At 37.4% G+C, this 25,659-nt stretch carries 24 protein-coding genes and 1 pseudogene; 15 read left to right on the top strand and 10 right to left on the bottom strand.

The genetic code is table 11. The features are described from left to right. The first annotated feature begins 8 nt into the window (after window positions 1-8). From CHB66_RS15285 to CHB66_RS15270, 4 genes and pseudogenes are all read left to right on the top strand, one after another. The gene (locus tag CHB66_RS15285; protein ID WP_089242287.1) at window positions 9-1,670 is read left to right on the top strand and encodes a ribulokinase; all 1,662 of its coding nucleotides are present in this window, start codon (window positions 9-11) and stop codon (window positions 1,668-1,670) included. 148 nt (window positions 1,671-1,818) lie between these two features. After that, window positions 1,819-2,166, top strand: a pseudogene (locus CHB66_RS17315) (four helix bundle protein); the annotation flags it as partial. A gap of 73 nt (window positions 2,167-2,239) precedes the next feature. Then, on the top strand, window positions 2,240-2,938 hold the full coding sequence (locus tag CHB66_RS15275; RefSeq protein WP_089242286.1) for an L-ribulose-5-phosphate 4-epimerase: 699 nt from the start codon (window positions 2,240-2,242) through the stop codon (window positions 2,936-2,938). A 23-nt stretch (window positions 2,939-2,961) separates the two neighbouring features. Next, window positions 2,962-4,104 carry an aldose epimerase family protein gene (locus CHB66_RS15270; RefSeq protein WP_089242285.1) on the top strand — a complete coding sequence of 381 codons (1,143 nt, stop codon included), beginning with the start codon at window positions 2,962-2,964 and terminating at the stop codon, window positions 4,102-4,104. Window positions 4,105-4,228: 124 nt separating this feature from the next. Here CHB66_RS15270 and CHB66_RS15265 read toward each other — a convergent pair whose 3' ends face one another. From CHB66_RS15265 to CHB66_RS15245, 5 genes are all read right to left on the bottom strand, one after another. Next, on the bottom strand, window positions 4,229-5,233 hold the full coding sequence (locus CHB66_RS15265; RefSeq protein WP_089242284.1) for a glycoside hydrolase family 43 protein: 1,005 nt from the start codon (window positions 5,231-5,233) through the stop codon (window positions 4,229-4,231). Window positions 5,234-5,512: 279 nt separating this feature from the next. Next, complete coding sequence (locus CHB66_RS15260) at window positions 5,513-6,592, bottom strand: 6-bladed beta-propeller (protein WP_245812749.1); 1,080 nt, start codon at window positions 6,590-6,592, stop codon at window positions 5,513-5,515. A 97-nt stretch (window positions 6,593-6,689) separates the two neighbouring features. Further along, a complete protein-coding gene (locus tag CHB66_RS15255; RefSeq protein WP_089242283.1) occupies window positions 6,690-6,911 on the bottom strand; it encodes a hypothetical protein in 222 nt (73 codons plus the stop codon). 495 nt (window positions 6,912-7,406) lie between these two features. Beyond that, window positions 7,407-9,125: a lysine--tRNA ligase gene (gene lysS / locus CHB66_RS15250; protein ID WP_089242282.1), complete on the bottom strand. Its 1,719-nt coding sequence runs from the start codon at window positions 9,123-9,125 to the stop codon at window positions 7,407-7,409. Between the two features lie 59 nt (window positions 9,126-9,184). Beyond that, a complete protein-coding gene (locus CHB66_RS15245; RefSeq protein WP_089242281.1) occupies window positions 9,185-10,372 on the bottom strand; it encodes a proline dehydrogenase family protein in 1,188 nt (395 codons plus the stop codon). A gap of 211 nt (window positions 10,373-10,583) precedes the next feature. On the opposite strand from CHB66_RS15245, the gene CHB66_RS15240 reads away from it, so the two are divergent. After that, complete coding sequence (locus tag CHB66_RS15240) at window positions 10,584-11,669, top strand: bifunctional 3-deoxy-7-phosphoheptulonate synthase/chorismate mutase type II (RefSeq protein ID WP_089242280.1); 1,086 nt, start codon at window positions 10,584-10,586, stop codon at window positions 11,667-11,669. Here the strand turns inward: CHB66_RS15240 and CHB66_RS15235 are convergent, their stop codons facing one another. Next, window positions 11,670-12,059, bottom strand: coding sequence for a hypothetical protein (locus tag CHB66_RS15235; RefSeq protein ID WP_089242279.1), 390 nt, complete (start codon window positions 12,057-12,059; stop codon window positions 11,670-11,672). A gap of 387 nt (window positions 12,060-12,446) precedes the next feature. Between CHB66_RS15235 and CHB66_RS15230 the strand changes: the two genes are divergently transcribed. The 7 genes from CHB66_RS15230 to CHB66_RS15200 all read left to right on the top strand — a co-directional run bounded on the left by CHB66_RS15230 (window position 12,447) and on the right by CHB66_RS15200 (window position 19,262). Beyond that, complete coding sequence (locus CHB66_RS15230) at window positions 12,447-13,544, top strand: chorismate mutase (RefSeq protein WP_089242278.1); 1,098 nt, start codon at window positions 12,447-12,449, stop codon at window positions 13,542-13,544. A gap of 167 nt (window positions 13,545-13,711) precedes the next feature. Beyond that, window positions 13,712-14,743 (top strand): 3-dehydroquinate synthase, encoded by a 1,032-nt coding sequence (aroB, locus tag CHB66_RS15225; protein ID WP_170932504.1) that lies wholly within the window; start codon window positions 13,712-13,714, stop codon window positions 14,741-14,743. 27 nt (window positions 14,744-14,770) lie between these two features. After that, window positions 14,771-15,982, top strand: coding sequence for a 3-phosphoshikimate 1-carboxyvinyltransferase (locus tag CHB66_RS15220; RefSeq protein ID WP_089242276.1), 1,212 nt, complete (start codon window positions 14,771-14,773; stop codon window positions 15,980-15,982). A gap of 103 nt (window positions 15,983-16,085) precedes the next feature. Further along, window positions 16,086-16,325 carry a hypothetical protein gene (locus tag CHB66_RS15215; RefSeq protein WP_089242275.1) on the top strand — a complete coding sequence of 80 codons (240 nt, stop codon included), beginning with the start codon at window positions 16,086-16,088 and terminating at the stop codon, window positions 16,323-16,325. 114 nt (window positions 16,326-16,439) lie between these two features. After that, window positions 16,440-17,258 carry a prephenate dehydratase gene (locus tag CHB66_RS15210; RefSeq protein ID WP_089242274.1) on the top strand — a complete coding sequence of 273 codons (819 nt, stop codon included), beginning with the start codon at window positions 16,440-16,442 and terminating at the stop codon, window positions 17,256-17,258. Next, the gene (locus CHB66_RS15205) at window positions 17,258-18,403 is read left to right on the top strand and encodes a pyridoxal phosphate-dependent aminotransferase (RefSeq protein WP_089242273.1); all 1,146 of its coding nucleotides are present in this window, start codon (window positions 17,258-17,260) and stop codon (window positions 18,401-18,403) included. The genes CHB66_RS15210 and CHB66_RS15205 overlap by 1 nt, the downstream gene beginning before the upstream one ends. 10 nt (window positions 18,404-18,413) lie before the next feature. Then, window positions 18,414-19,262 carry a prephenate dehydrogenase gene (locus tag CHB66_RS15200; protein ID WP_089242272.1) on the top strand — a complete coding sequence of 283 codons (849 nt, stop codon included), beginning with the start codon at window positions 18,414-18,416 and terminating at the stop codon, window positions 19,260-19,262. A gap of 103 nt (window positions 19,263-19,365) precedes the next feature. Here CHB66_RS15200 and CHB66_RS15195 read toward each other — a convergent pair whose 3' ends face one another. Both CHB66_RS15195 and CHB66_RS15190 read right to left on the bottom strand, forming a co-directional pair. After that, on the bottom strand, window positions 19,366-19,875 hold the full coding sequence (locus CHB66_RS15195; RefSeq protein ID WP_141107409.1) for a hypothetical protein: 510 nt from the start codon (window positions 19,873-19,875) through the stop codon (window positions 19,366-19,368). Between the two features lie 9 nt (window positions 19,876-19,884). After that, window positions 19,885-21,171 carry a serine hydrolase domain-containing protein gene (locus CHB66_RS15190; protein WP_089242270.1) on the bottom strand — a complete coding sequence of 429 codons (1,287 nt, stop codon included), beginning with the start codon at window positions 21,169-21,171 and terminating at the stop codon, window positions 19,885-19,887. Window positions 21,172-21,352: 181 nt separating this feature from the next. On the opposite strand from CHB66_RS15190, the gene CHB66_RS15185 reads away from it, so the two are divergent. Both CHB66_RS15185 and CHB66_RS15180 read left to right on the top strand, forming a co-directional pair. Continuing rightward, window positions 21,353-22,066 (top strand): SIMPL domain-containing protein, encoded by a 714-nt coding sequence (locus tag CHB66_RS15185; RefSeq protein WP_089242269.1) that lies wholly within the window; start codon window positions 21,353-21,355, stop codon window positions 22,064-22,066. 114 nt (window positions 22,067-22,180) lie between these two features. Next, entirely contained in the window at window positions 22,181-23,692 is a 1,512-nt protein-coding gene (locus tag CHB66_RS15180; RefSeq protein ID WP_089242268.1) for a M20/M25/M40 family metallo-hydrolase, read from the top strand. A 71-nt stretch (window positions 23,693-23,763) separates the two neighbouring features. On the opposite strand, the gene pyrE is transcribed toward CHB66_RS15180, so the two are convergent. After that, on the bottom strand, window positions 23,764-24,414 hold the full coding sequence (pyrE, locus tag CHB66_RS15175; protein WP_089242267.1) for an orotate phosphoribosyltransferase: 651 nt from the start codon (window positions 24,412-24,414) through the stop codon (window positions 23,764-23,766). Window positions 24,415-24,519: 105 nt separating this feature from the next. Here pyrE and CHB66_RS15170 point away from each other — a divergent pair, with 105 nt between their 5' ends. Then, a complete protein-coding gene (locus tag CHB66_RS15170; RefSeq protein WP_089242266.1) occupies window positions 24,520-25,206 on the top strand; it encodes an NUDIX hydrolase in 687 nt (228 codons plus the stop codon). On the opposite strand, the gene coaD is transcribed toward CHB66_RS15170, so the two are convergent. After that, entirely contained in the window at window positions 25,194-25,652 is a 459-nt protein-coding gene (gene coaD, locus CHB66_RS15165) for a pantetheine-phosphate adenylyltransferase (protein WP_089242265.1), read from the bottom strand. The two genes, CHB66_RS15170 and coaD, sit on opposite strands and share 13 nt — an antisense overlap. Window positions 25,653-25,659: the final 7 nt, after the last annotated feature.

The following is a 25,659-nucleotide window of genomic DNA, read 5'->3' as shown; positions in this document are numbered from 1 at the left end:
GAAAGCAAATGAACGAGCAATTTGTAATTGGACTGGACTATGGATCTGATTCTGTCAGGGCTGTATTGGTGAATACAGCTAATGGAAACTGTCTAGCTAGCCATGTCTACTGGTATCCTCGATGGAAGGAAGGAAAATACTGTGATCCAGTATCCAATAGATTTAGACAGCATCCTTTAGATCATTTAGAAGGATTAGAGCAGACGATCAAAGGAGTTTTATCAAAATCAGGTATTGACAAAAACCAAGTAAAGGCCATCTGTGTGGATACAACTGGTTCTTCACCTTTACCTGTAGATCATAAAGGGCAGTCTTTGGCTTTAAAGCCTGAGTTTGCTGAGAATCCTAATGCCATGATGGTGCTTTGGAAAGATCATACTGCCATCAAAGAAGCAGATGAAATCAATTATATTGCCCGTACATGGGGAGGTGAAGATTTTACAAAATACGAAGGAGGTATTTATTCCTCCGAATGGTTCTGGGCCAAAATCCTCCATGTTGTAAGAGAAGATGAAGCGGTGAAAAATGCAGCCTTTTCTTGGATGGAGCATTGTGATTTTATCACTGCTCAGTTGATTGGAAGCGAAGATCCCTTGGCATTGAAGCGCAGCAGATGTGCAGCAGGACATAAAGCGCTATGGCATGAAAGCTGGGGCGGATTGCCACCAAAAGAATTTCTTGGCAAATTTGATCCGTATTTAGCTGATTTGAAGGACAGACTTTACACTGAAACATACACTTCAGATGAAGCTGCTGGTAATCTGAGTAAAGAATGGGCGGATAAGCTTGGACTTTCTGAAGAAACAGTAATTTCTGTCGGTACATTTGATGCACATGCGGGAGCAGTAGGAGGTGAGATTACAGAAAACACCTTGATCAAGGTGATGGGGACATCAACTTGTGACATCATGGTTACCAATAAAGAAAAGCTTGGAGATAAATTGATTCCAGGAATCTGTGGACAGGTAGATGGTTCTGTAATTCCTGGTACAATTGGCTTGGAAGCTGGTCAGTCTGGTTTTGGTGATGTATTGGCATGGTTCAAAAATCTCCTACTTAAACCATCTCTGGAATTGATTGAGGCAAGTGAAATCTTAAATCAAGAGCAAAAAGAGAAATTAAAAACAGAACTTGATGATCAATTGATTGTCAAATTATCTGAAGAAGCCTTGGCGATACCTATTGAAGAATCTAAAATAGTAGCATTGGATTGGATCAATGGCAGGAGAACTCCAGATGCTAACCAAGCACTTAAAGGTGCAATCAGAAACTTGAATATGGGTTCAGATGCTGCCCGAGTGTTTAAGTCATTGGTAGAAGCAATCAGTTTTGGGTCAAAAAGCATCGTAGAAAGATTCCGTCAGGAAGGTGTTCAGATTGATGCTGTTATTGGTCTTGGAGGCGTTGCCAAAAAATCAACGTTGGTGATGCAGACACTCGCTGATGTTTTGAATATGCCCATCAAAGTAGCGACTTCCGACCAAGCCCCAGCTTTGGGTGCTGCCATGTATGCTGCAGTTGCTGCAGGCATTCATGCTGACACCGAATCCGCCATCCAAGCCATGAGCAACGGTTTTGACAAGATCTATGAACCAATCCCAGCCAATGTCCCTGTTTACGAAAAGCTTTATAGCGAGTATGTGGACTTTGGGAAACTAATTGAAGGATGAATTAGGAAGGATGAAGGAGGAGTTAATTTTAGATTTTAGAAGGTAGATTTTAGATTGAGTTGGAGATTGTGTAGATTTATTATGCTTTCAACATTTTTCAATTCTAATTTTTACATTTATGCAAAGTCTAATTTAACAAAGAACAAAGAGATTTGCTCTCGATGTAATTGATCTTATTGAATCACTTCCAAATTCAGTTTCAGTAAAAGTAATTTCCTATCAACTTGTCAAATCTGCGACTTCAGTAGGCGCAAATTACAGAGCTGTCTGCAGGGCAAGAAGTGATAATGAGTTTATTTCAAAACTTCAAATTGTCTTAGAAGAGGCAGATGAAAGTGGCTATTGGTTAGAATTAATTCAAGCTAAAGGCTGGGTTGATGTTTCAAGACAACTACAAGAGGCAAATGAATTAACAGCGATCTTTGTATCGAGTTTGAAAACCATTAAAAATAGATCAAACTCAAAAAATAATGAAGAAAACAATCCTCTAAAATAATTGTAGATTTCAGATTTCAGATCTAAAATCTACAATCTTCCCGATAGCTATCGGGACTAAAATCTAAAATCAAATGTACAAAGAACTAAAACAAGCCTGCTACGACGCAAATATGCAACTGCCGAAATTGGATTTGGTGGTGTATACTTTTGGAAATGTAAGTGCTGTGGATAGGGATAATGGCGTTTTCGCTATCAAACCAAGTGGTGTGCCTTATGAAGAATTGAAAGTGGAAGATATCGTCATCGTAGACTTTGATGCCAAAATTGTGGAGGGAAAGATGCGTCCCTCTTCGGATACAAAAACCCACGCCTTTTTGTATAAGCATTGGGAAAATATCGGGGGGATCTGTCATACGCATTCTACTTATGCAGTAGCATGGGCACAAGCCATCATGGATATTCCCAATTTTGGAACTACCCATGCTGATCACTTGACCGCTGATATTCCCTGCGCTGCACCCATGGCCGATCACCTTATTGAGGGAGATTATGAACATAATACGGGACAGCAGATTTTAGACTGTTTTGCAGAAAAAAACTTGAGTCCAGCTGAAGTTGAAATGATCCTAGTAGGGAGTCATGGTCCTTTTGCCTGGGGAAAAGATGCTGCAAAGGCGGTATATAACAGCAAAGTTTTGGAGGAAGTAGCAAGAATGGCATACCTTACTCTACAAATCAACCCAAATGCAGCAAGACTTAAAGATGCATTGATCAAGAAGCATTATGAACGTAAACATGGTAAAGATGCCTATTATGGGCAAGGATGTTAATAACTTCCTAATAAGGATAAATTATGAATAAAATAACCACCACGGCCTACCTGCTAGGTTTATTGACCTGCTTAAGCTGGAGCTGCTCCGCTCCAAAAACTGAGGAGAGTAAGATGATTCAAGAAACCATTAATTTCAAAGTTAAGGTACAGGAAGTACCTATTGGAGATAAAAAGGCCAAGCTCTTTCACCTCGATAATGGCAATGGAATGGAAGTGGAAATCTCCAGTTTTGGAGGGATTATTTCCAAATTGATTGTTCCAGATAAGAATGGCAAAAGTGAGAATATCGTTTTGGGCTATGAGAATATTGCTGATTATGATAACAATGACTATTATTTTGGCGCAGCCATAGGTAGGTTTGGAAATAGAATTTCCAAAGGACGTTTTGAATTAGATGGGAGTTCTTATCAATTAGCTACCAATGATGGCGCTAATCACCTCCATGGAGGTCTTACAGGTTTTAATAGAGTCTTTTGGGATGCAGAATACCTTGAAGGGGAAGAGTCCATGATCATAAAGATGAGCTATACAAGCCCAGATGGTGAAGAAGGATACCCTGGAAATCTTAAAACTACTTTGACCTTTGAATTGACCAGTGATAATAAGCTTTTGTTAGAGTTTGTTTCAGAGACTGATCAGGCTACTATTGTGAATTTGACCCACCATGGATATTTCAATCTGAGTGCCATGAAGGAAAATATTCTTGGACATCAATTGACTATCTATGCGCCTAAATATACCCCTGTAGATGCTGAACTGATCCCAACTGGAGAATTGAAAACAGTAGCCGGGACACTTTTTGACTTTACCAGTCCATATTTAATTGGAGCTCGTATAGGGGAGGTTCCTGGAGGTTATGATCATAATTTCGTAATCAAAGAAGCGCATTCTGGAGACTTAGTCAAAATGGCCGAATTGTATCATGAAAGCTCAGGAAGAGTGATGGAAGTTCATGCAGATTCACCTGCTGTTCAGTTTTATTCTGGGAACTTCTTGGATGGAAAATTGACTGTCAACGGGGTCAATTATGAACAATATATGGGACTCTGTCTGGAACCTCAGACTTTTCCTAATGCACCAAATGAACCCTCTTTCCCTTCTGCAAGACTTAATCCAGGCGAAAAATACAGCCATAAGATTGAGCTTCACTTTGGGGTAAGGTGATTTTTGATTTTAGAAGGAAGATTTTGGAGTGGGCGCTAGGCCAACTCTAAATCCACCTTCTATTTTTTTTGTTAAAGGCTGACTGACTGTCCAAATCAAGCTGCTCCTTTAAAATCTAAAATCCTCAAACTGGCTCAACTCCCTCCGTTGTCATCACCACTCTTTTCAAAGTACCATCAGGATTGTAGTAGAGGTAGTCTATGCAAACAGACCTTCTAAAGCTTCCTCCATCTGTAGGGATACTGCCGTTATGATAGATAAAATAGTCTTTTCCTTTAAATTCTATGATTGCTTGGTGATTGGTGTTGGAATTCCCAGCTACTTCATTTAAGATTCCTTTGTATTCCCAAGGCCCTGTGATGCTCTTACTCATGGCGTAGGCTGTTTTTTCAGGGAATTGATACGCGTATGATAGATAATACCAGTCACCCTTCTTGTGAACCCAAGGCGCTTCTGTGAAGTTGGGAAGTGGAATTTGATTAATTGGACCATCTAATTCGATCATATTTGGTTTCAATTTGGCCCAATAAGCGATTGTATTTCCCCAAAAAACATAAGCTTCGCCATCATCATCAATGAATACAGCTGGATCAATATCATCCCAACTGATTTCGGTATCCGTGGTCATGTCGTTGGTGATCAATGCCGAGCCTCTCGCATCTTTCCAAGGACCAATTGGTGAATCTGCCACTGCAATTCCAATAGCTTTGCCAGGGATTTCTTTGTGCGTGACAGTCACAAACCAGTAGAATTTACCGTCTTTTTCAATCGTATGGGCTGCCCAAGCATCTCCAGACGCCCAAGCAAATGTTTCTACTACATTCAAAGCCGCTCTCTCCTCCCAATTGACCATGTCAGTGGAGGAAAAAATAAGCCATTCATGCATTTCATAAAACTCCTTTCGCGGAGGAGCTTCATCATGTCCTACATAAAGGAATACGGTGTCATTATGTACAAGTGCTGCTGGATCTGCAGTGTATTTGTGGGTGATGATTGGATTTCCTACTCTTTCTGAAGCTGTAGTTTGAATAGTTGTATTTGTGCTTTCAACTGCTGGTTCAGAACATGCAGCAATTGCCAGAAGCATTCCTGTACATGCCAAATTGATTTTTCCTCTGAAATTTTTCATAGTCTCAATGGTTGTGATTTTTTAAGGTTTATTTATTCAATAGCAATATAAATAAATAAGTGTAAAAAATACAATTAAAAAATCAAACCTTAAAAATCTCTGCTGATAGGTACAGGAGGAATTCCTTGGCAAGAGTTCTTGGAGCTGGATGTTATCTCCTTATTCAAATAAAAAGACTGTCAATTTAACTGTCTTTTTTGCTTAAAAATACTTTCGTAAAGTATTGATTAATAATTAAATAATTTACTTTTTAATATTTTACTCAATAGAAAGAGTAATTTACTCTAGGACGAAAAGGAAAAACGAATATTCATACCCTTCTTCAAGACTGCTTTTGAATGATTCTGAAGCCCTACTTTTCACGTATTCTCCACTCACTCCAAAAACTGTTTTGCCAGTACTCACAGTATTGATATGGAACAACTCCATATCACTTTTGAAATTATCTTTCAGACTTGGATATATGACCAAGTTTCCCTTATCAATATCCCATAATCCAAATGCACCTTTTCCTTTGATAGAAACTTTAATTAGTGCTTTTTGATCATCAATTGAATAAATCTCTCCGTCCAAATAGGAGAATTTTTTGGTATTGAAAAAATTCATCATATCAAAAGCATCTTGAATTTTCAAAAATTGATCATCCGGAACTGAGCTACTCCCAAAATCAACTTTTGCAAATGGAATTAAGCCTTTTTCTACTTCATAAGAATAGATTGTATCATTAAAAGATTTTGAAAATAGGATTTGATCTTTGTATGCGGAAAAAGGTGAATAGGGTTTGTAAACGTATGCATATTCATTTCTGTCTATTGGAATAGCTCTATGGATTATGCCATTTTCATCAGAGGATACGAAGTCAAAATCAATTTCATCATTTATTCGGTTTACGAATGAAACATATCCATTTTTGAAAGGGAAATGATAATGTGCCTTAATCGCCATGGTTTCTGTTTTTTTATTATTTAGTTTCTCGTCAAACCAAATGATTTTTGTACCCATGGATACAACACCAACTTCATTGTTTTTTTCTACTAGGTTATTGATTCCATTAATATTAAGCTTGTCATCATTACCAAATCGGATGGAATTCAGGACATTACCTTCGTAATCAATCTGGTAAAGAGATTGTGAGTAATCTTGATCGAATAGATAAATGTATTTTTCTGAAAGTAAAACATCAGGAATTCCTCCAATAGGGCTTTCAGTTTTGATTTCTATAATGTTGAGTTTTTCTCCGATTTCTGATAATTCAATTGATTTTTCCTGAAGGATAGGGTTGATTTTAATTAATTTTACTGTGCTGTCCGAAGAACATGAAAAAAGAATTAAAAGAAATAATGCAAGAATGTATTTCATGTTTTTAAAAGAGTATTGTTTAGAAATATGAAAAGAATTTTTTTTGAAATAGAAAAAGACTCTACCTTAATTAAATAAAGTAGAGTCTAAATTGATATTATTCAATAGTCGGTTCCTCATCACAGAATGTTTGCCAATTTGCAAAACATTCGTCCACGCCTTCTAGCCTGCATCGAATAACTTTTTCTGTAGGACTACCCGGGGCACACTTTTGCCAAACAATTTTGTAAGGATTAGCATTAGTTTCTGAAGGAGCAATAAATGCAACTCCAATAAATAATATTGAAGCAAAACCAAAAACTTTCATAAAATTTTTCATCTGATTAAATATTTAAAGTAACACCTTTATTTATGCAGGTAAAGGTTTCCTGCAAATTCTAAAAATTTGCCAAAAAAGAATTTGATCAAACTTATTTTTTTTCATTTCAAAGATTTTTTAAAAAAAAAATTAATGATTGACCTTAATGAATTCAATAAATAAACTGATAACCCTCGTGTACTGTGGTGTACATATCGATTATCCACAAGATTATTTGTAATAAAATTACAAACTGATGTCCTTTCGTAAAATCACAATTTTATGATCATATGCTTCTATGCCACTTGCTCCAATTTCTAGTTTTAATGCTTGATTTGGGTCAATTCCGAAAATCGGAACAAGTTATCCATGAATATCAAATTTCAATTAATATCTGCTTTAATTGAAAAGCATACATTTATTTTACTACTGGCATCATTCCGTATATACATGTTATAATTTTTATATTCGTGAAGAAGTATTTTATAATTCCCCATTAACTTTTCTTAAATAACCTTATGCTAACCAGCCCTCTACCTCTTCTTTAGTAGGGTTATTGGCGACTAGTTTGAGTTTTTTTCTTCTTCCACAGACATCATTGAAAAGCTTATTGGCATCTTGATCTTTGAGTTGTTCGATGGTGTGGATATTCAAATCTCTCAATGCAGGTATTAATCCCATTGGAATTCCCAAAGCCATGAAATCTTCATCAGTAGCAATCTTAACTTTTTTCTCTGGTCTCATTTGAGGAAAGAAAAGTACTTCTTGAATGGTAGTCTTATTAGTCAGCATCATGGTCAATCTATCAATACCAATACCAAGACCTGAAGTAGGTGGCATACCATATTCCAAAGCCCTCAAGAAATCATCATCCATAGCCATGGCTTCATCATCACCTCTGGCTGCTAGCTTTAGTTGCTCTTCAAATCTTTCTCTTTGGTCTATTGGATCATTTAATTCAGAATAAGCGTTGGCGATTTCCTTACCATTTACAAATAGTTCGAACCTCTCTACCAGACCATCCTTAGTTCTATGTTTTTTAGCTAAAGGTGTCATTTCAATCGGATAATCAGTAATATAGGTTGGTTGAATCAAGTGATCTTCAACCTTAGCACCGAAGATTTCATCAATCAGCTTGCCTTTGCCCATGCTGGCATCTGTTTCGATTCCTAGATCTTTGCACACTTTTCTCAATCCATCTTCGTTCATTTCAGATACATCTATCCCTGTATATTCCTTGATAGAGTCGTACATGCTGATTCTTCTGTATGGACCAGCAAAATCTATTTGCTTATCACCTACAGTAACAACAGTAGTTCCATGAATGGATAAGGTTACTTTTTCCAATAACTCCTCTACCATTTCCATCATCCAGATGTAGTCCTTGTAGGCCACATAAATTTCCATTGAAGTAAATTCAGGGTTGTGGGTTCTATCCATCCCTTCGTTTCTGAACATTTTTCCGAATTCATACACCCCATCAAAACCACCTACAATCAATCTCTTGAGATAAAGCTCGTTGGCAATTCTCAGATAGAGTGGCATGTCAAGCGTATTATGATGTGTATTGAAAGGCCTTGCTGCTGCGCCACCGTGGACAGCTTGAAGAATAGGTGTCTCTACCTCTAACCAACCGTGATCATCAAAATACCTTCTCATATTAGAGATGATCTTGGTTCTGGTGATAAAAACTTCCTTTACCTCTGGATTAACAGTCAAGTCTACATAACGCTGTCTGTATCTCAATTCAGGATCGGTGAACCCATCATAAGTATTCCCTTCTTCATCTCTCTTAACAACAGGAAGTGGTTTCACCGCTTTTGAGAGTACTTTGAGTTCAGTGACATGTAAGGAGATTTCTCCTGTTTGGGTAGTGAAAATATACCCTTTCACACCGATAAAATCACCAATACCAAGCAGCTTCTTGAATACAGTATTGTAAAAAGTCTTATCCTCGCCTCCGCAAATATCATCTCTACGAACATAAATCTGCAATCTGCCTGTAGAATCTTGAATCTCTGCAAATGAAGCAGAGCCCATGATTCTCCTGCTCATTAATCTCCCGGCGATAGAAATGTCCTTATAGTCAGTTTTATTATTCTCGTAGTTTTGATGAATGTCTGCCGCAGTGACATTGATTGGAAATGACTCGGCTGGATAAGGATTGATACCTAACTTCATCAACTCTTCTCGGTCTTTTCTGCGCTCTATTTCCTGTTCACTTAATAATTGCATTGTCTAAAGATTTGAGGGAGGAGGGCTTGAATTGCTTCTCCTTTTTGGTTTAAGGTTTTTTATTTATTCAAATTTCTTCTTCGAGAAATTTCCTTTTTGATCAAGTCAAACTCTCTTGAGCTTTGACCTGCTACTGAAGTGTTTTCTTCTGCTCTACGGCCTAAGTAAGGCATTACTTTTTCAACAGGACCATAAGGAACATATTTCACTACATTAAAGCCGGCGTTTGCTAAGTTGTATGAAATATTATCGCTCATGCCGTAGAGTTGAGCAAAGTAGACATTCTCGTCTTTTGGGTTGATTTGATTTTCTTCGATCAATTCGGTGAGATAAATATTGCTTCTCTCGTTGTGTGATCCACTTACAAGACTTATTTGTCCAAAATTTTCTATGCAAAAGGCCAAAGCTGCGTCATAATCTCTATCAGAAGAACCTTTGTCAGGTTGAATGGGTGATAGGTAGCCTTTCACTTTAGCTCTTTCCCTTTCTTTTTCCATGTATGCTCCTCTCACAAGTTTCGCTCCTAATTTATAACCTTTTGCTAAGGCTACTTCATTGGCATCCTTAAGCCTTTGAAGCATGTCATGCCTGTACATTTGGTAAGTATTGTACACGATACATTGCTCTTGGTTGTATTTCTCCATCGCCTCGTAGACCATCTGATCAATGACATCTTGGAACCAAGACTCTTCAGCATCAATCAAAATCCTTGTTTTTGCTTTCGCTGCAGCCTTGCACAATCCATCTACTCTAGATTTAAGTCTAACAAAAGATGCTTTTTCTGAGCAATTTAGTGCCTTCCCTTCTTGAACTTTAGTCATGATTTTATAGTCTCCAAGGCCAGTTACCTTAAAGACAGCGAAAGGAATATTGTCATCACCAGAAGACCTTTCTACTGTTTTTAATATTTCTTTATAAGTCGCTTCATAGCTATCTTCATTTCCTTCGCCTTCTACTGAGTAGTCCAATATGGTTTTGATATTGAAAGCAGCCAATTCATCAACGGTTTGCTGAGAATCTTCTATGCTTTCTCCTCCACAGAAGTGACCAAACATGGTGCTTTTCATCAGTCCCTTGATGGGGAATTTTATCTTAAATGCCAAATTGGCCATTTTAATCCCCATTTTCACGGCGGTGTTGTTATTCATAGTTGCGAAGATGAGATACATTTTTCTCAATTCCGCGTCAGATTTAGAAGCAAATGCTACTTCTAAGTTCTCCAAAGAAATTTTGGTTTTTGTGGGCATATTCTGTCATTCGAGCTGCAAATATACTTTTTGAATCATAGCCTTCCAAACCTTATATGGATTCTCACTGTAGATTGGCTAAGCTTTTTTTATGATTCAAAATTAGCCTTTTTCTTTATCAGAAGGCTGATTTCAATCATGTATTTCCCTAGCAACAACTTTTTGTTGTAAGCAATTGTTAATTTGGCGATAATAATTGAATCAAATTTATATGGCTAGATCATTTGAAGCTTGGGAATTGGGGTTGGAGAATCCTTTGTTTATTGCAGGCCCATGTAGTGTAGAGACACCTGAACAACTGGAAGAGACTGTTGCTGGATTGGTCAAACAGGGAGTTAAAATAATAAGAGGAGGTGTTTGGAAACCAAGAACAAGACCAGGTAGCTTCGAAGGTGTAGGAACGATAGCATTGCCATGGATTCAAGAAGTAAAAAAGAAATATGGAGTAAAATTCGCTATCGAAGTAGCAAACCCTAGTCATGTAAAGCAAGCATTAGATGCAGAAGTTGATATTTTATGGATAGGAGCAAGATCTACAGTTAATCCATTTACTGTCCAGGAAATTGCTGATAGTCTCCGAGGAGTAGATATTCCGATATTTGTAAAGAATCCAGTCAATCCTGATTTGGCATTGTGGATTGGCGCTTTGGAGCGCCTTGATCAAGCTGGATTGAAACGAATTGGAGCTATTCATAGAGGCTTCTCTAATTTCAATGATACCACTTATCGAAATAGTCCAATGTGGCAAATACCTATAGAACTGAAAACAAGATTCCCAGAGCTGCCTCTGATCAATGATCCAAGCCACATTTGTGGAAAGAGGGATTTACTTTTTGAAGTCTCCCAGATGGCGCTGGATTTGGATTTTGATGGCTTGATCATAGAGTCGCATCGAGACCCCGATCAGGCATGGTCAGATGCTCCACAGCAAGTGACACCGGAAGCTCTCGGGGAAATGTTACGTAAACTCAAGACAAGAACAATCAATCTGGACAATCCTGAATTTCAATATCAATTGGAACAAATCCGGCAACAAATTGATGAAGTTGATAGAGAACTCCTAGAAGTGATGACTAGAAGAATGAATCTGGTTACACAGGCTGGGCAGTTTAAAAAACTAAATAATGTAGCCATTTTTCAAATTGATCGCTGGAAGAAGGTTTTCAAAAGTAGATCTGAATGGGCGCAAGCTATGCAACTCAATCCTGAATTTGTTAAAGAATTGTTTCGTATGATTCATTCAGAATCTATTAGCAAGCAAAAGGAAATAATGGAAGACAAGACCTCAGAAAAATAATCAGATTTGGACATGATATACATCCATCTGATTTCTAGGAATATTTGTGATTGAGAAGCCTCCCGATTGAGGGATTTCTTCTATGAGATCAAAAAACTTACAACCTCTGGGTAATCCTTCAAAAATCAGAGTGAACTGATACTTTTGTTTAGGCTTAATAAAGGTCCAAAATGGGAAAAATGTTATGTTATCAGCATTGAGTAGTTTTGATTTATCACTACTCTCTTTTGGAATTAAAAAAGTGCTCTGCCAAATTCTTATCATCTGCTCCATGGGGCCATTTTCCAAATAACATTTGACGATTACTTGCCTCTCCACATTTTCCTCGGTAAGGATTTGTTCAAGTATCTCGGTATCTACTTTGGTTTTTGGTTTGGTGATGATATTCATGCTTCAGTTTTGATACATAGTAATAAATCAATTTGAGAATAGATGGTTCCAGATTGATTGTAAAACACGTCAGATAATTCCCCATAGAATATTTTGAAAATCCTTGTTAAAATTGGTATGATTACTGATTTACCAATAGTAGGCCTTGGTATTACAGTATTGTCAAAAAAATAATAGAAAATTAATTTGTTTTTAAAAAATCACCCTTTACATTTGAAGCATGTTAATCGCAGCCGTTATATATTTTACCTTCTTTTACTTTTACTTTCGTCCTGAAGGTCGAATCGGAGCTGTCTATTGCTTGATAAAAAAATAATTTAATCATACATGCAAAAAAGCCCGATTCGACAGAATCGGGCTTTTTTGTTTTCAAACCAATTTAAACTCATGGAAAATCACTTACAAACAAAAGACTGGGGACTAGGGCTTAAAGGTCACGTTATCATTGCGGGGCCTTGTAGTGCTGAGACACCCGAACAAATCGAGCGAGTTTGTCTCGATATGAAAAATGAAAATATGATTCCAAACCTTTTCAGAGCTGGAATATGGAAACCAAGAACAAGACCAGGAAGCTTCGAAGGGATTGGAGAGGATGGATTGAAGTGGATGGAAATCGTCAGACATCACCTCAATATCCCAATCACTACAGAAGTAGGAAATGCCGCTCACGTAGAACTTGCGCTAAAGCATAATGTCGATGTACTTTGGATTGGAGCAAGGACAACAGTCAATCCTTTTGCAGTTCAGGAAATTGCTGATGCGTTGAAAGGAGTAGATATTCCGGTAATGGTGAAAAATCCAATGAATCCAGACCTTCAACTTTGGCTGGGAGCTTTGGAAAGACTTCAGACTGTAGGAATCAATAAATTGGCTGCTATTCATAGAGGTTTTTCAGATTCTTATGATAAGAGATTCAGAAATAAGCCAAACTGGTCCATGCCAATTCACTTGAAAAGAGAGTGGAAGGGAATGGAAGTGATCAATGACCCCAGTCATATCGTAGGCAATAGAGCTGGTATCCTTGAAACCTCTCAGCGAGCGATTAATTTTGGTTTGGATGGATTAATGATCGAAACGCACCATGATCCCGATAATGCTTGGTCTGATGCAAAGCAGCAAGTTACTCCTGCGACTTTGAAACAAATTCTATCTCAGATTGACTTTAAAAGCACAGGAGAATCTGAAAATCCAAGCGAAAGATTAAATGATCTTAGACAAGCTGTAGATCATTTGGATGATCAATTACTTGACTTACTTCAAGAAAGATTTTCTATGATCGATCAAATCGGGGCTTACAAAAGAGAAAACCACCTCACTGTTTTTCAGTCAGATAGATGGAAATATGTGATGGAGTCTAGGACACAAAAAGGTGTTCAAAAGAATCTTAGTGAAAAATTCATGAAAGAATTGCTTTACTGTATTCATGAAGAATCTGTCAAAAGACAAGAGAAGCAACTAAGAGAAGCAGATCCAGTTAAGAGATAGTAAATAGGTTAAAATGTTGAAAGGTTTAAAAGTTATTGGCAATCATTGATTTCATTTTGTTTTTAATCATTGCTAATCTCAAACTTTTCAACATTACAACTTTGCGATTTTATAACTTTTATCCCCGGGCTTTTTGTAATTTCGAGTCAATTAATAACAAAGAAAAATTGGAATCAATTATATTTTCTAATACCATTTCGGATGATCTTGCTGGGTTTTTGAACAGACAGGATTATTCCCAACTCGGATTGATCATGGATAGCAATACACAGGAGCATTGCTATCCATTGATTAAATCCAAGCTACCAGCACATCAGACTTTCGCTTTTACAGCGGGTGAGATCAATAAAAACTTGGATACCTGCACTCAAATCTGGCAATGGATGACAGAATGTGGATTCGACCGAAAAGCGCTGATCATCAATCTTGGTGGAGGTGTGACGGGTGATATGGGTGGCTTTTGCGCTAGTACTTACAAAAGAGGTGTGCGGTTCATCAACATACCAACCACACTTCTTTCTCAAGTCGATGCCAGCGTAGGAGGAAAGCTTGGGATTGATTTCAATGGTTTCAAGAATCATATCGGTGTTTTTGCAGAGCCCATAGCTGTCCTTATTTCAGATGAATTTCTCAAAACACTACCCGAAGTAGAACTCAGATCTGGATATGCAGAAGTGATTAAACATGGTCTGATTCAGAATGCAGATTACTTTTCTTGCCTGAAAACTCAAGATTGGGAATCTCAAGATTGGAAGACTTTGATCGAAAAGTCAGTCAGCATAAAAAAGTCAGTGGTAGAAAAAGATCCAAAGGAATCGGGATTGAGAAAGATTCTCAATTTTGGGCATACCATTGGTCATGCTTTTGAATCCTTTTATTTGGATTCTGACAACCATTTGCTTCATGGCGAAGCAATTGCCATCGGAATGATTTCTGAAGCTTTTCTCTCAAACAAAAAATCAGGCTTGACTTTAGATGAATTGAAGCAAATCACAAACTTACTCTTAGGGGTGTATGGGAAAATAGAAATCCCAACTGCTGATGTTGATGCTATTGTAGCACTTTGTTCGCAAGACAAGAAAAATGATTCAGAACGCATAAATTTCTCTCTTCTTCGGAAAATCGGACAGTGTGAATACGATATCACAGGGAGTACATTGGAAATCAAAGAAGCAATTGCTTTCTACCAATCCCTTTAAGAACTCTTTCAAGCCTATATTTATAGTATGAATACCATTACATTATCTCAACTATCAAAATTCAAATTTACGGATATACCACTCCCTTCTTCAAAAAGCGAAAGCAATAGGGTATTGATTATTGATGCTTTGACGGAAGGTGAAAATCAGATCAGCAATCTTGCTGAGGCAAGAGATACGCAAACGATGATTCGTTTGCTGGAAACTAACCCACCTGTTTTTGATGTACTTGATGCTGGTACGACCATGCGTTTTCTTACCGCCTTTGCTACAGTCACTAATCAGAATAAGATTATGACTGGTACAGCGAGGATGTGTGAGCGCCCAATAGGAATCTTGGTAGATGCATTGAGAGAGCTCGGTGGAGAGATACATTATATGAACAAAGAAGGCTACCCGCCTTTGGCAATTCACGGCTTTAGCAATCAAAAAACCAATAAAATCAGGATTAGAGGAGACGTAAGCAGTCAATATATTTCGGCTTTGTTGATGATTGCACCGATTTTGCCAGAAGGATTAGAGTTGGAGCTGGAAGGCAAAGTAGGCTCGAGAACTTACATTGAAATGACGCTAGAGTTGATGACTCAATTTGGTGTGACATTTACTTGGGATGATAATAGGATTCATGTTGCTCCTCAAAAATATCAGCCAACAAGTTTCGCAGTTGAATCTGATTGGTCAGGAGCAAGTTATTGGTTTAGCCTGTTGGCATGTGCTGAAGAAGGAGAATTGTTATTAAGAGGATTGAAGCAAGATAGCCTTCAAGGTGATTCCAAGATCGTAGAAATTATGGGTCATTTGGGAGTTAGAAGTGAATTCAATGACTCGGGGGTTAAATTGACCAAGCAACCTGTCAGAGGATTGAAGTCTTGGGATTTTACCCATTGTCCTGATTTGGCACAAACGGTGGCTGTCACGTGCGCAATCTTAGGTCAGAAAGTGGAGTTTTCTGGTCTTGAAAGTCTAAGAATCAAAGAAACGGATAGAATCTTGGCTTTACAGCAAGAACTAGCCAAGTTCAACGCACAACTAGTCGAAGGGGAAAATGAAGTTTTCACATTAATTCCTTCAGTTGATATTCCAAGTGAAGTTCAAATTCATACTTATGATGACCACAGGATGGCGATGGCATTTATGCCATTGATGACCAAAACCCAAGTAATCATCGAAGATCCCGAAGTAGTCAATAAATCCTATCCAAGTTTTTGGAAGCACGTGGAATTGGTGAAAGAATTGTAAGGTTTGAATTTGTCTTTAATGTTTTCAAAAGGAGAATATAGGAATGAATAGTACAATTGGCAGTTTAATTCATCTTTAAAAATAGATTTACGAATATTTAAACATGGACATTTCAGTTAACCTTAAACTTGAGCAGATAAAAGAATTGCTGAGCAGTTTATCTCCAAAGCAGTTTGAAGCAGTTAGAAAGTATGTGAACGAGATCTCACATGATGAATCTTCGAGCTCAATTGAGAAGATAAATTTAAAGCAACTTTTGAAAAATGCACCTGTAATTTCAGATCAAGAAATTGAAAAAATTCAAGAAGCAAGAAGTTTATTAGCGTTATGGAGAAACGAATAGTTTGTTTGGACACTTCTGTGCTTTTAGATTTTTTCCGAAAGAAAAATCGAAGCAAAACATTTTGAAAGAATAACAGGGTTAGCACTTTTATCACCTGAAAAATAGTCTCTTCCAATGAAAATATCAATACAGGGAATACCAGGTTCTTTTCATCATCAAGTGGCGCTCAATTGTTTTGGAGAGGACGCAGAGATTTTGGGTTTTAGGACTTTTGAAGAAGCTGCCAAATGTGTGAGTAAAGGAGAATGTGAATTTGGGATTTTAGCCATTGAAAATTCAATCGCTGGTGCTATTCTTCCAAATTATGAATTGATAGACCGCTATAACCTGACGATCAAGGATGAATATTACTTGCCAATTTCTCATAATTTGATGTGTATGAAAGGTCAGCATATCGAAGATATCGCTGAAGTAAGATCTCACCCTATGGCCTTATTGCAATGTAAGAAGTTTTTTGAAGCCTATCCGAATATCAAATTAATTGATGATGTCGATACAGCCTCCGTTGCTCGAAGGATTAGAGATGAAAAACTCAAAAATGTTGCTGCTATAGCAAGTACTACAGCTGCGAAAATATACGGACTTGAGATACTTGCAGGCGATATTCAGACTGTCAAAAATAATTTTACCCGATTCATTATTTTACAGAAACCTATTTTGGATTTAGGATTAGTACAACCTAATAAAGCTTCTATCAAAGTAACTGTTAACAATGAAAAAGGCATTCTTGCAAAATTATTGTCATTGATCAGTAGCTCTGGTTTGGACTTGAGTAAAATTCAATCTATCCCCGTGATTGACAAACCATGGGAGTATGCATTTTTTATTGATTTGCAATTTGAGAATTATCAAGCCTATCAGTCGGTAATTCAAGATATAAAAAGTGATTTTGGCGATGTGAAAATTTTCGGGGAATACGAGAACAGAAAGTAATGAAGGGTTTTTCTAATCGGCTAACATATATCGAGGAATATTATTTTTCCAAAAAACTTAAGGAAGTCCGTCAGTTGATCTCTGAAGGGAAGCCTGTAATCAATATGGGAATAGGAAGTCCGGATTTACCACCGCACCCATCCGTGATCCAGGCACTCCAAGAAACTGCCTCAGATTCCCTTGCCCACGGGTATCAAGGATATCAGGGAATTCCTGAGTTGAGAAAAGCTTTTGCTGATTTTTATCAAAAGCATTATGAAGTTGATCTCAATCCTAACGCTGAAATACTTCCTTTGATGGGTTCGAAAGAGGGAATAATACACATCTCCATGGCGTTTTTGAATGCAGGTGACGAAGTTCTTATCCCAAATCCCGGTTATCCCACTTACGCATCAGCGGCACAGCTTGTGGAGGCTAAGGCTGTTTTCTATGACTTGGATAAAGCAAATGACTGGCAGCCAAATTTTGCGGCATTGGAAAAGAACGATCTTTCCAAAGTAAAATTGATGTGGGTAAACTATCCCCACATGCCGACGGGTGCTAGAGCTAGTCAAGGATTATTTGAAAAGATTATTCAGTTTGGGAAGAAGCATGACATTTTAATCATTCACGATAATCCTTACAGCTTTATTTTGGAAGATAAACCTTCAAGTATTTTATCCATAAACGGAGCGAAAGAAATTGCAATGGAGCTCAATTCCCTCAGTAAAACCGCAAATATGGCGGGATGGAGAGTTGGAGCTTTAGTGGGGAAGGCAGAATTGGTTGATGCAGTGCTGAAAGTAAAAAGCAATATGGATTCAGGGATGTTTCTAGGGATCCAAAAAGGTGCTATTGCCGCACTTTCATTGGGTCAAGATTGGTATGCTTCGCTGAATGAGACTTATGCGAAAAGAAGAAACTTAGTATGGGAATTAGCTGACCTTTTGGATTTGGAGGTAGAAAAAGATGCTGTAGGGATGTTCGTTTGGGCGAAAATCAAAAACGATAAAACAGATATAGATTTTGTGGACGAATTACTTGATCAACATCACTTGTTTATCACGCCAGGAAGTATTTTTGGAATTCAGGGAAAAGGATATGTTCGTTTTTCACTTTGCATTTCAGAAGAAAAAATTAAAGAAGTAATCTATAGAATCAAATAAAACCATCAATATGAAAAAGATACACATCATTGGATTAGGCCTTTTGGGGGGTTCTTTTGCTTTAGCTTTAAAGCAGGCTAAACCTGATATTAAATTTACTGGGTTTGATACCAATCTCAAAAATCTAGAAGATGCTCTAATCTTGGGGATTATAGATGAAGCCAAAGAAGAGCCAGATACAGATACTGATGTCATCATCTTAGCGACTCCAGCGAATACGCTTTCTGGACTTCTAATCAAATATTTGGATCAAGTAGGACCAAACACATTGATTATGGACTTTGGTTCTACGAAGGAGAATCTCTGCAAAGCGGTTACAGAGCATCCTAAAAGAGCCCAATATTTGGCAGGACACCCAATTGCTGGTACAGAATATTCTGGGCCAAAAGCAGCTAAAGCTGACTTACTGGATAAGAAAGTATTTATCATCTGCGAAATGGAATTGACTGATGTGCATTTGAAAGGGATGGCTTATGACATCTTAGAAGCGCTCAATATGAAACTCAGATTTATGGATGCGGAAGAGCATGATAGACATTTAGCTTTTGTATCGCATCTTTCGCACGTATCTTCTTTTATGCTTGGAAAGACTGTCTTGGATAAGATGGAAGATGAGAAAAATATCTTTGATATGGCAGGTTCAGGTTTTGCATCTACGGTAAGACTGGCCAAATCCTCTCCTGCTATGTGGGCACCGATTATGGAGGAAAATAAAAAAAATATGCTCGAAGCCTTGAGTCTTTATATTTCTAATTTGTCAAAATTCAGAGATAAAATCATTGCCGAAGACTATGAAAGTCTAGCTTCAGAAATGCAGAAAATCAACAAAATTGGAGATATTTTAGATCTAGGAAAATAAAATAAAAACCCCTGTTAGTTGATATTAGCAGGGGTTTTACTATCATTTTAAGCTATATTTCTTTCCTCAAATCGTATGATGTCATTTATCACTTTCCAGAAAATTATTCTACTCTTCTGAAAATACTAAAGCATTCATTAACACAGCCTTTTGTGCTTTTTCCATAATTATGTTCTAATTGTAATTGGTTGTTTTGAGATTGATCTGTGATGATGACTTCTGAAATTTTTGAAGTTTTTACCCCTAAAATCTCTATCTCACAATCAAATGTCAATTCAATAACAGGAATTGTGCCTTTGTATTCATAACTCCCTGTAGTACATTCCTCAAATTTTGTATAGCTAAATGTTCCGTCTTCAAATAACTTTAAGCTATATCCAATTTCGGTATTCAACCATTCATTTCTAGCTGGATTGGAAAGTGAATCAACTAAGACGAATTTCTCTACCTGTTCCCATTCTCCTATAATCTTATTTGAATAAGCATATATTAACGGTGGCTGATCAACTGTCTCACATGAAATAATGATAAAAGCCAATATTATGAAAAACAATTGATGCTTTAATTTTGGCATAATTTTTTTATTTATTTGCATAATATCTGGAATGTACACAATTAAATACTAATCTACAAACGCCCCATTCACCATTTGCTCAAATGGTCCGTAGAGCTTTTGTTGATGGTATGATGGGTACATTTGCGTAAGCAGCATGGCTACAGAATTTCTTGCAGGATCAATCCAGAAAGTAGTTTGAAAGGCACCTCCCCATGAAATTTTCCCTGGAATTCTCCCAAAACGTAAATCGCCATCTTCTGGAACAACCTGATAACCGTAAGTAAAATGATCTCTACCCATTCTAATTTCACCAATTTGATTGTTTTTGGCGAAAGCGATAGTTTCTTCTTTTAAAACTCTGACGCCATTTAATTCTCCATCATTGAGTACCATTTGGCAAAATTTGAAGTAGTCCTGAGCTGTAGAACTCAAGCCAGCTCCCCCTGAGAAATAGGTTTTTGCTCCTTTGATTGGGAAGAAACCGGATAAGCCTCTATTTGGATTTTCTGGAAACTCCACTAATGGCTCAGACCTAGTGTTTGCATACATAGTCGTAAGCCTCTCTGCCTGAGCTTCATCATCGAAATAAAATCTAGTATCATCCATGCCTAGTGGATCAAAAATATTTTCTAACAGATATTGATCAAATGATTGTCCTGAAGCAACTTCAACTACTCGTCCTAGCACATCTATACTCAATCCGTAAGTGAATTTCTCACCCGGTTCATGTTTCAAAGGGAGTTTCCCTAGTTTAGCAATGCTTTCCTCCAGCATGATTGGCTTCAAAGTGGTCAAATCTATGATTCCTTCTTTGGCATAAATCTTATTCATCAAAGTATCTGCAAAGCCATAAGAAATTCCGGAAGTATGGGTCAATAGATCATGGATAGTCACTTCTCTTGAAGCAGGTTTTGTTGTGTAGCTGGAATCGGCAGGATTTACACCAACCAATATCTGAGGGTTTGAAAACTCAGGAATATATTTAGAAACAGGATCTTTGAAATCCAATTTGCCATCTTCGTACAATTTAAGAATTGCAATAGAAGTGATAGGTTTGGTCATGGAGGCCATTCTGAAAATGTCATTTGTCTTCATCGCCTTATTTTGAGCTATGTTCTTGTACCCAAATGCATTTTCATAGACTATTTCCCCATCTACCGCCACCAATGCAACTGCTCCAGCAATCCATTGATTATCTACTGCTTTCTTAAGCAAGATGTCAATATTGCGAAGTGAATCTTGATTGACTTTTTCTGAAATGGAAAAATTTACATTTGGTCCTTGACAGAAACTGAGAATAGGGAGTAGGAAAGCGAATACTGAAAGGGCAAAAAGCTTGTTAATATTTTTCATAGTATATAAAATTGTTGAGACATAATGGGATGTTATTTCGTCTTGAATGTGGTTTGATAATTTCTTACCCTTAAATTTAGGATAAATACTTTCTCAAGAAAATCAAATCTGGGAATTAACAAATATTAAGTTTTTGTGGCTTGGGATTTGAATACTGTAAACAGACTAAAACATATATTATATGAAAAAACTACTCTTTTTATTACCCGTTTTGCTTCTTCCATTATTTGCTTCTGCACAGCAACAATCTGTTCCATCGATTGAAGTAGATGGTGCCAGTGAAATCAAAGTGATGCCAGATGAAGCTACTATTAATATGAATCTCCGAGAATTGGGGATGAAAGTTTCAGACGTAACTAACAAGCTGAATAAAAAGACAAAAGCAATCGAAGATGCATTGAAAAAGTCAGGTGTAAAAGATTACAAATTTGTAGTGGACAACTACTATGTCAACATCAATAGAATCTATACCAGAGGATCTTCTAAAGATAGTGGATATGTTGCCACCCAAAACATCAGAGTTGTAGTCAAGCACAGAGAAAATGATTTAGTGAAAATCGTCGAATCAATCAATAAATCAGCTGATTTGAGTTATAATGTGAGTTTTGGTATTTCTGAAAATCAGAAAAAATCTTATCAGGAAAAGCTTTTAGAATTGGCTTTGCTTGATGCAAAAAGGAAGGCTGATATCATTGCTAAGACCATGGGGATCGATCAAATCCGCGTTTATAAAGTTAACTACAGCTCAGGTGCTAGTTTCCAGCCAACTGAGTATCGAATGGAAACGATGATGATGAAGACAGCTTCTGAAGATAGGGTAGAGCCTACTTTTAGTCCCGAAGAACAGACACTCAGTGATCGGGTAAATGTGAGTTTTACATTCATCCACAAATAAAAAATTCAAACCAGTCCAAGCCGGACTGGTTTTTTTATTTTGAGCTGTATACAGAATTGACTTTTTAATTTATTTGAAGTGACTTAACTTGATCTTTGCAAAATCAAATTCAATATGAAAATATATAAACTAATAGTCATCGTTTTTTTGTGTTTTCCAATTTTGGCACATGCCCAGCAAATTGACCTTCATAGAACAACAGAAAAGTACTTAGTCAAAGGTGTTAAGTTGCTCAATGAACTTGTATCGATACCCAACGATTCCAATCATCCTGATCAGCTTGTTCCTAATTTAGAATGGTGCGAAGAAAATTTTTCGAATAGAAATTGGAGTATTGAACAATTAGCTACCAAAGGATTCCCTTTGATGTTGGCAAGCTACAAAGTGGAAGATGCGAAGAAAACAGTTTTGTTTTATTTCCATGTCGATGGGCAGCCTGTTGATAGAAAAAAATGGAATCAAGCGGATCCATACACCCCTGTGTTGAAGAAAATCAATGAATCTGGGGGTTGGGAGGAGATTTCGATGGATAAAATTGAAGAAGGAATAGATGATGAATGGAGGATATTTGCAAGAGCAGTATCAGATGACAAGGGTCCTTTAGCTATGTTTTTGACTGCTTGGGATGCCATGATTGCAGAAGGTCTTTTACCCAATTACAATTTGAAAGTAATTTTGGATTTTGAAGAAGAAATTGGGTCTCCGAATTTACCCGCAGCTGTTTTGGATCACCGTGAAAAACTCAAGGCAGACATGATGCTAATCATGGATGGGCCAAGACACCTGAGCAATGAACCAACATTGAGTTTTGGCGCAAGGGGTATTTCAGAAATCACCTTGACTGTTTTTGGTCCTAGAGCGGCGCAGCATTCTGGACATTATGGAAATTATGCTCCCAATCCTGCGCTTAGGCTATCCAAATTATTGGCATCAATGAAAGATGATGAAGGCAGAGTGATCATTCCGGGATTTTATGATGGGATTAATTTAAGTCCAGAAGAGAAAGTGATCCTTGATGCGGTTCCAGATGATGAAGCAGAGATCAAAAGAAAACTTGGAATTGGTTTTACTGATCAAGTTGGAAGTAGTTATCAGGAGTCAATTCAATACCCATCTTTAAATATCAGAGGCTTGGGATCAGGATGGATAGGAGCGGAGTCAAGGACAATCGTACCCGCTGATGCTACAGCAGAGATCGATATTAGATTAGTACCTGAAAGTGATCCAGAGAGACTATTTACATTGGTTCGCAGTCATATTGAAGAACAAGGCTATCATATCTTGGACAGAGAACCCACTGACGAAGAGCGAATGAATTATCCTAAACTTATCAAATGGAAAGGAACAATTTCCTATCAGGCATTTCGAACGCCATTTGATTCAGAACCGGGTTTATGGTTAGAAAAAGCTTTTATAAGAGCATTTGCTAAATCTCCGATAAAAATAAGGATCAGTGGAGGTTCACTACCAATTTCTCCATTTGTTGATGCGTTGGGTTTTCCAGCTGTGACCATACCAACAGTCAATTCAGACAACAATCAACATGGTCCTGATGAAAATATCAGATTGGGAAATTACAGAGAAGGAATTATGACAGCATTATCTATTTTGACTGAGAAGTTGTAGAAATAGATATAAAAAAAGAGAGCTACGAAAGCTCTCTTTTTTACTTTCAATTAAAAATAATATTGTGATGGTTATTCTTTTCCCCAGGCAGCAGGATCTTTTCTCCATTCTACTAAAGAGGCCAGAGTATCGTCATCATTAATATAATCATTGGCTAAAGCCTGCGGCAACATCGCGGCATAATCACTCAAGCAAATCAAATCTACTCCTGCGTTTTTGAAGTTATCTGCTGCAACATCAAATCCATATGTGAAAATTGCAACCATTCCCAACACCTCAAAGCCAGCGGCCTTCAGATCAGCTACTGCTTTCAAAGAGCTTCCTCCAGTTGAAACCAAATCTTCGACAACTACAACTTTTTGTCCATGTGTGACCTTACCTTCGATCATATTTTCCATACCATGACCTTTAGGCTTGGATCGAACATAGACAAATGGTAAACCCAATGCATCAGCTAGAAGTGCTCCTTGTGGAATCCCTGCTGTTGCCACCCCAGCGATAGCTTCCACTTTGGAAAAATTTTCTTGAATAGCTTTGATTAGATTTTCCTTGATCAAGTCTCTCACTTTAGGGTAGGAAAGAGAAAGCCTGTTATCACAGTAAATTGGGGATTTCCAACCCGAAGCCCAAGTAAATGGTTTGTCAGGTTGAAGGCGAATTGCTCTGATTTCTAGAAGTTTTGAAGCTACTTCTGCGGCTACAGTTTTATCAAATAATTTCATGTCTCAAAAATAGTAGATAAAAATCAAGCGGGATTGTGCAGGATGATTTTTTTTATGCATTTTTGATATTCTAAGCTACCTGAATCAGACTAAAGATCCCGAGAGATGAAGATTTTTATCAATGACAAGCCTTTGGATATAATGACGCCCGAAGAATTACCTGTGGACAGGACTTTTGAGTGTATTTATGAAAACCCTAAGGACCTTCCTACCTCTCTTGATTTCCATGATGATGTCTTGATCACCAACCCTTCTCAAGATATTATTATTAAGTTACTTTATCTTTTACGTACACGAAAGTTGAAGAATTTGGACTCAGTAGTCTTGGTTACTAAAGACAAGGAGAAGCTTAAGAAATTCATCAAAAGTAGATTTACTATCATCAAAGCCGCTGGCGGTGTAGTCACAAAAGGTGAGAAGGTTTTATTCATACATAGGCTTGGAAAATGGGATTTGCCTAAAGGGAAATTTGAAAAGGGAGAAACTCCTCCTGAATGTGCTGTAAGAGAAGTAGAAGAAGAATGTGCTATCAAGGTAAAGCTTGGTCCAGAAATCTGTAAAACTTGGCATACATATACCCAAAATAGAAAAAGTATTCTTAAAAAGACTTATTGGTATGCTATGGATAATCTCAATGATAAAGGCATGAAACCTCAGACTGAAGAAGGGATTGAAGATATCAAATGGCTTAGTCATCAAGAAGCAAAGGTCGCTCTTGTCAACTCTTACCCATCTATGAGGTATTTGTATAAGCGTTTTTTAAAAATGGTACCTAAGGTTCAGACCTCGTAAGGTAGGTATTCATTTATAGCTGCTCCAAATCTATGAACATCTCTGATGATGGTAGAACTGATGGCCGCAAACTCCGGAGAAGTAATTAGAAATACCGTTTCCAAGTCTTTATTTAGGTTTTTGTTCATTTGAGAAATCGTGTTTTCGTACTCGAAATCAGTTGTGTTTCTGAGTCCTCTCACCAAAAAAGTAGCCCCAATTCTCTTGGCTAATGACGAAGTAAGTTCATTGTAAACTATCACCTCTACACGATCATTCCCTTCATAGACACTTTTGATTTTGGCAACCATCAGGTCAATATCGAAATAACGATTTTTTTTTGAAGAATTATAGCCAATTCCAATCACCACTTTATCAAAAAGCTGAAGGCTTCTCATCACAATATCATGATGACCTTTGGTGTAAGGATCAAAAGACCCAGGGAATATGGCAATTTTGTTTTGCATGTCTATT

The sequence above is a fragment of the Belliella buryatensis genome, from assembly GCF_900188245.1.
In the GTDB taxonomy this organism is placed as follows: domain Bacteria; phylum Bacteroidota; class Bacteroidia; order Cytophagales; family Cyclobacteriaceae; genus Belliella; species Belliella buryatensis.
This window is presented reverse-complemented; position numbering and strand designations above follow the sequence as displayed.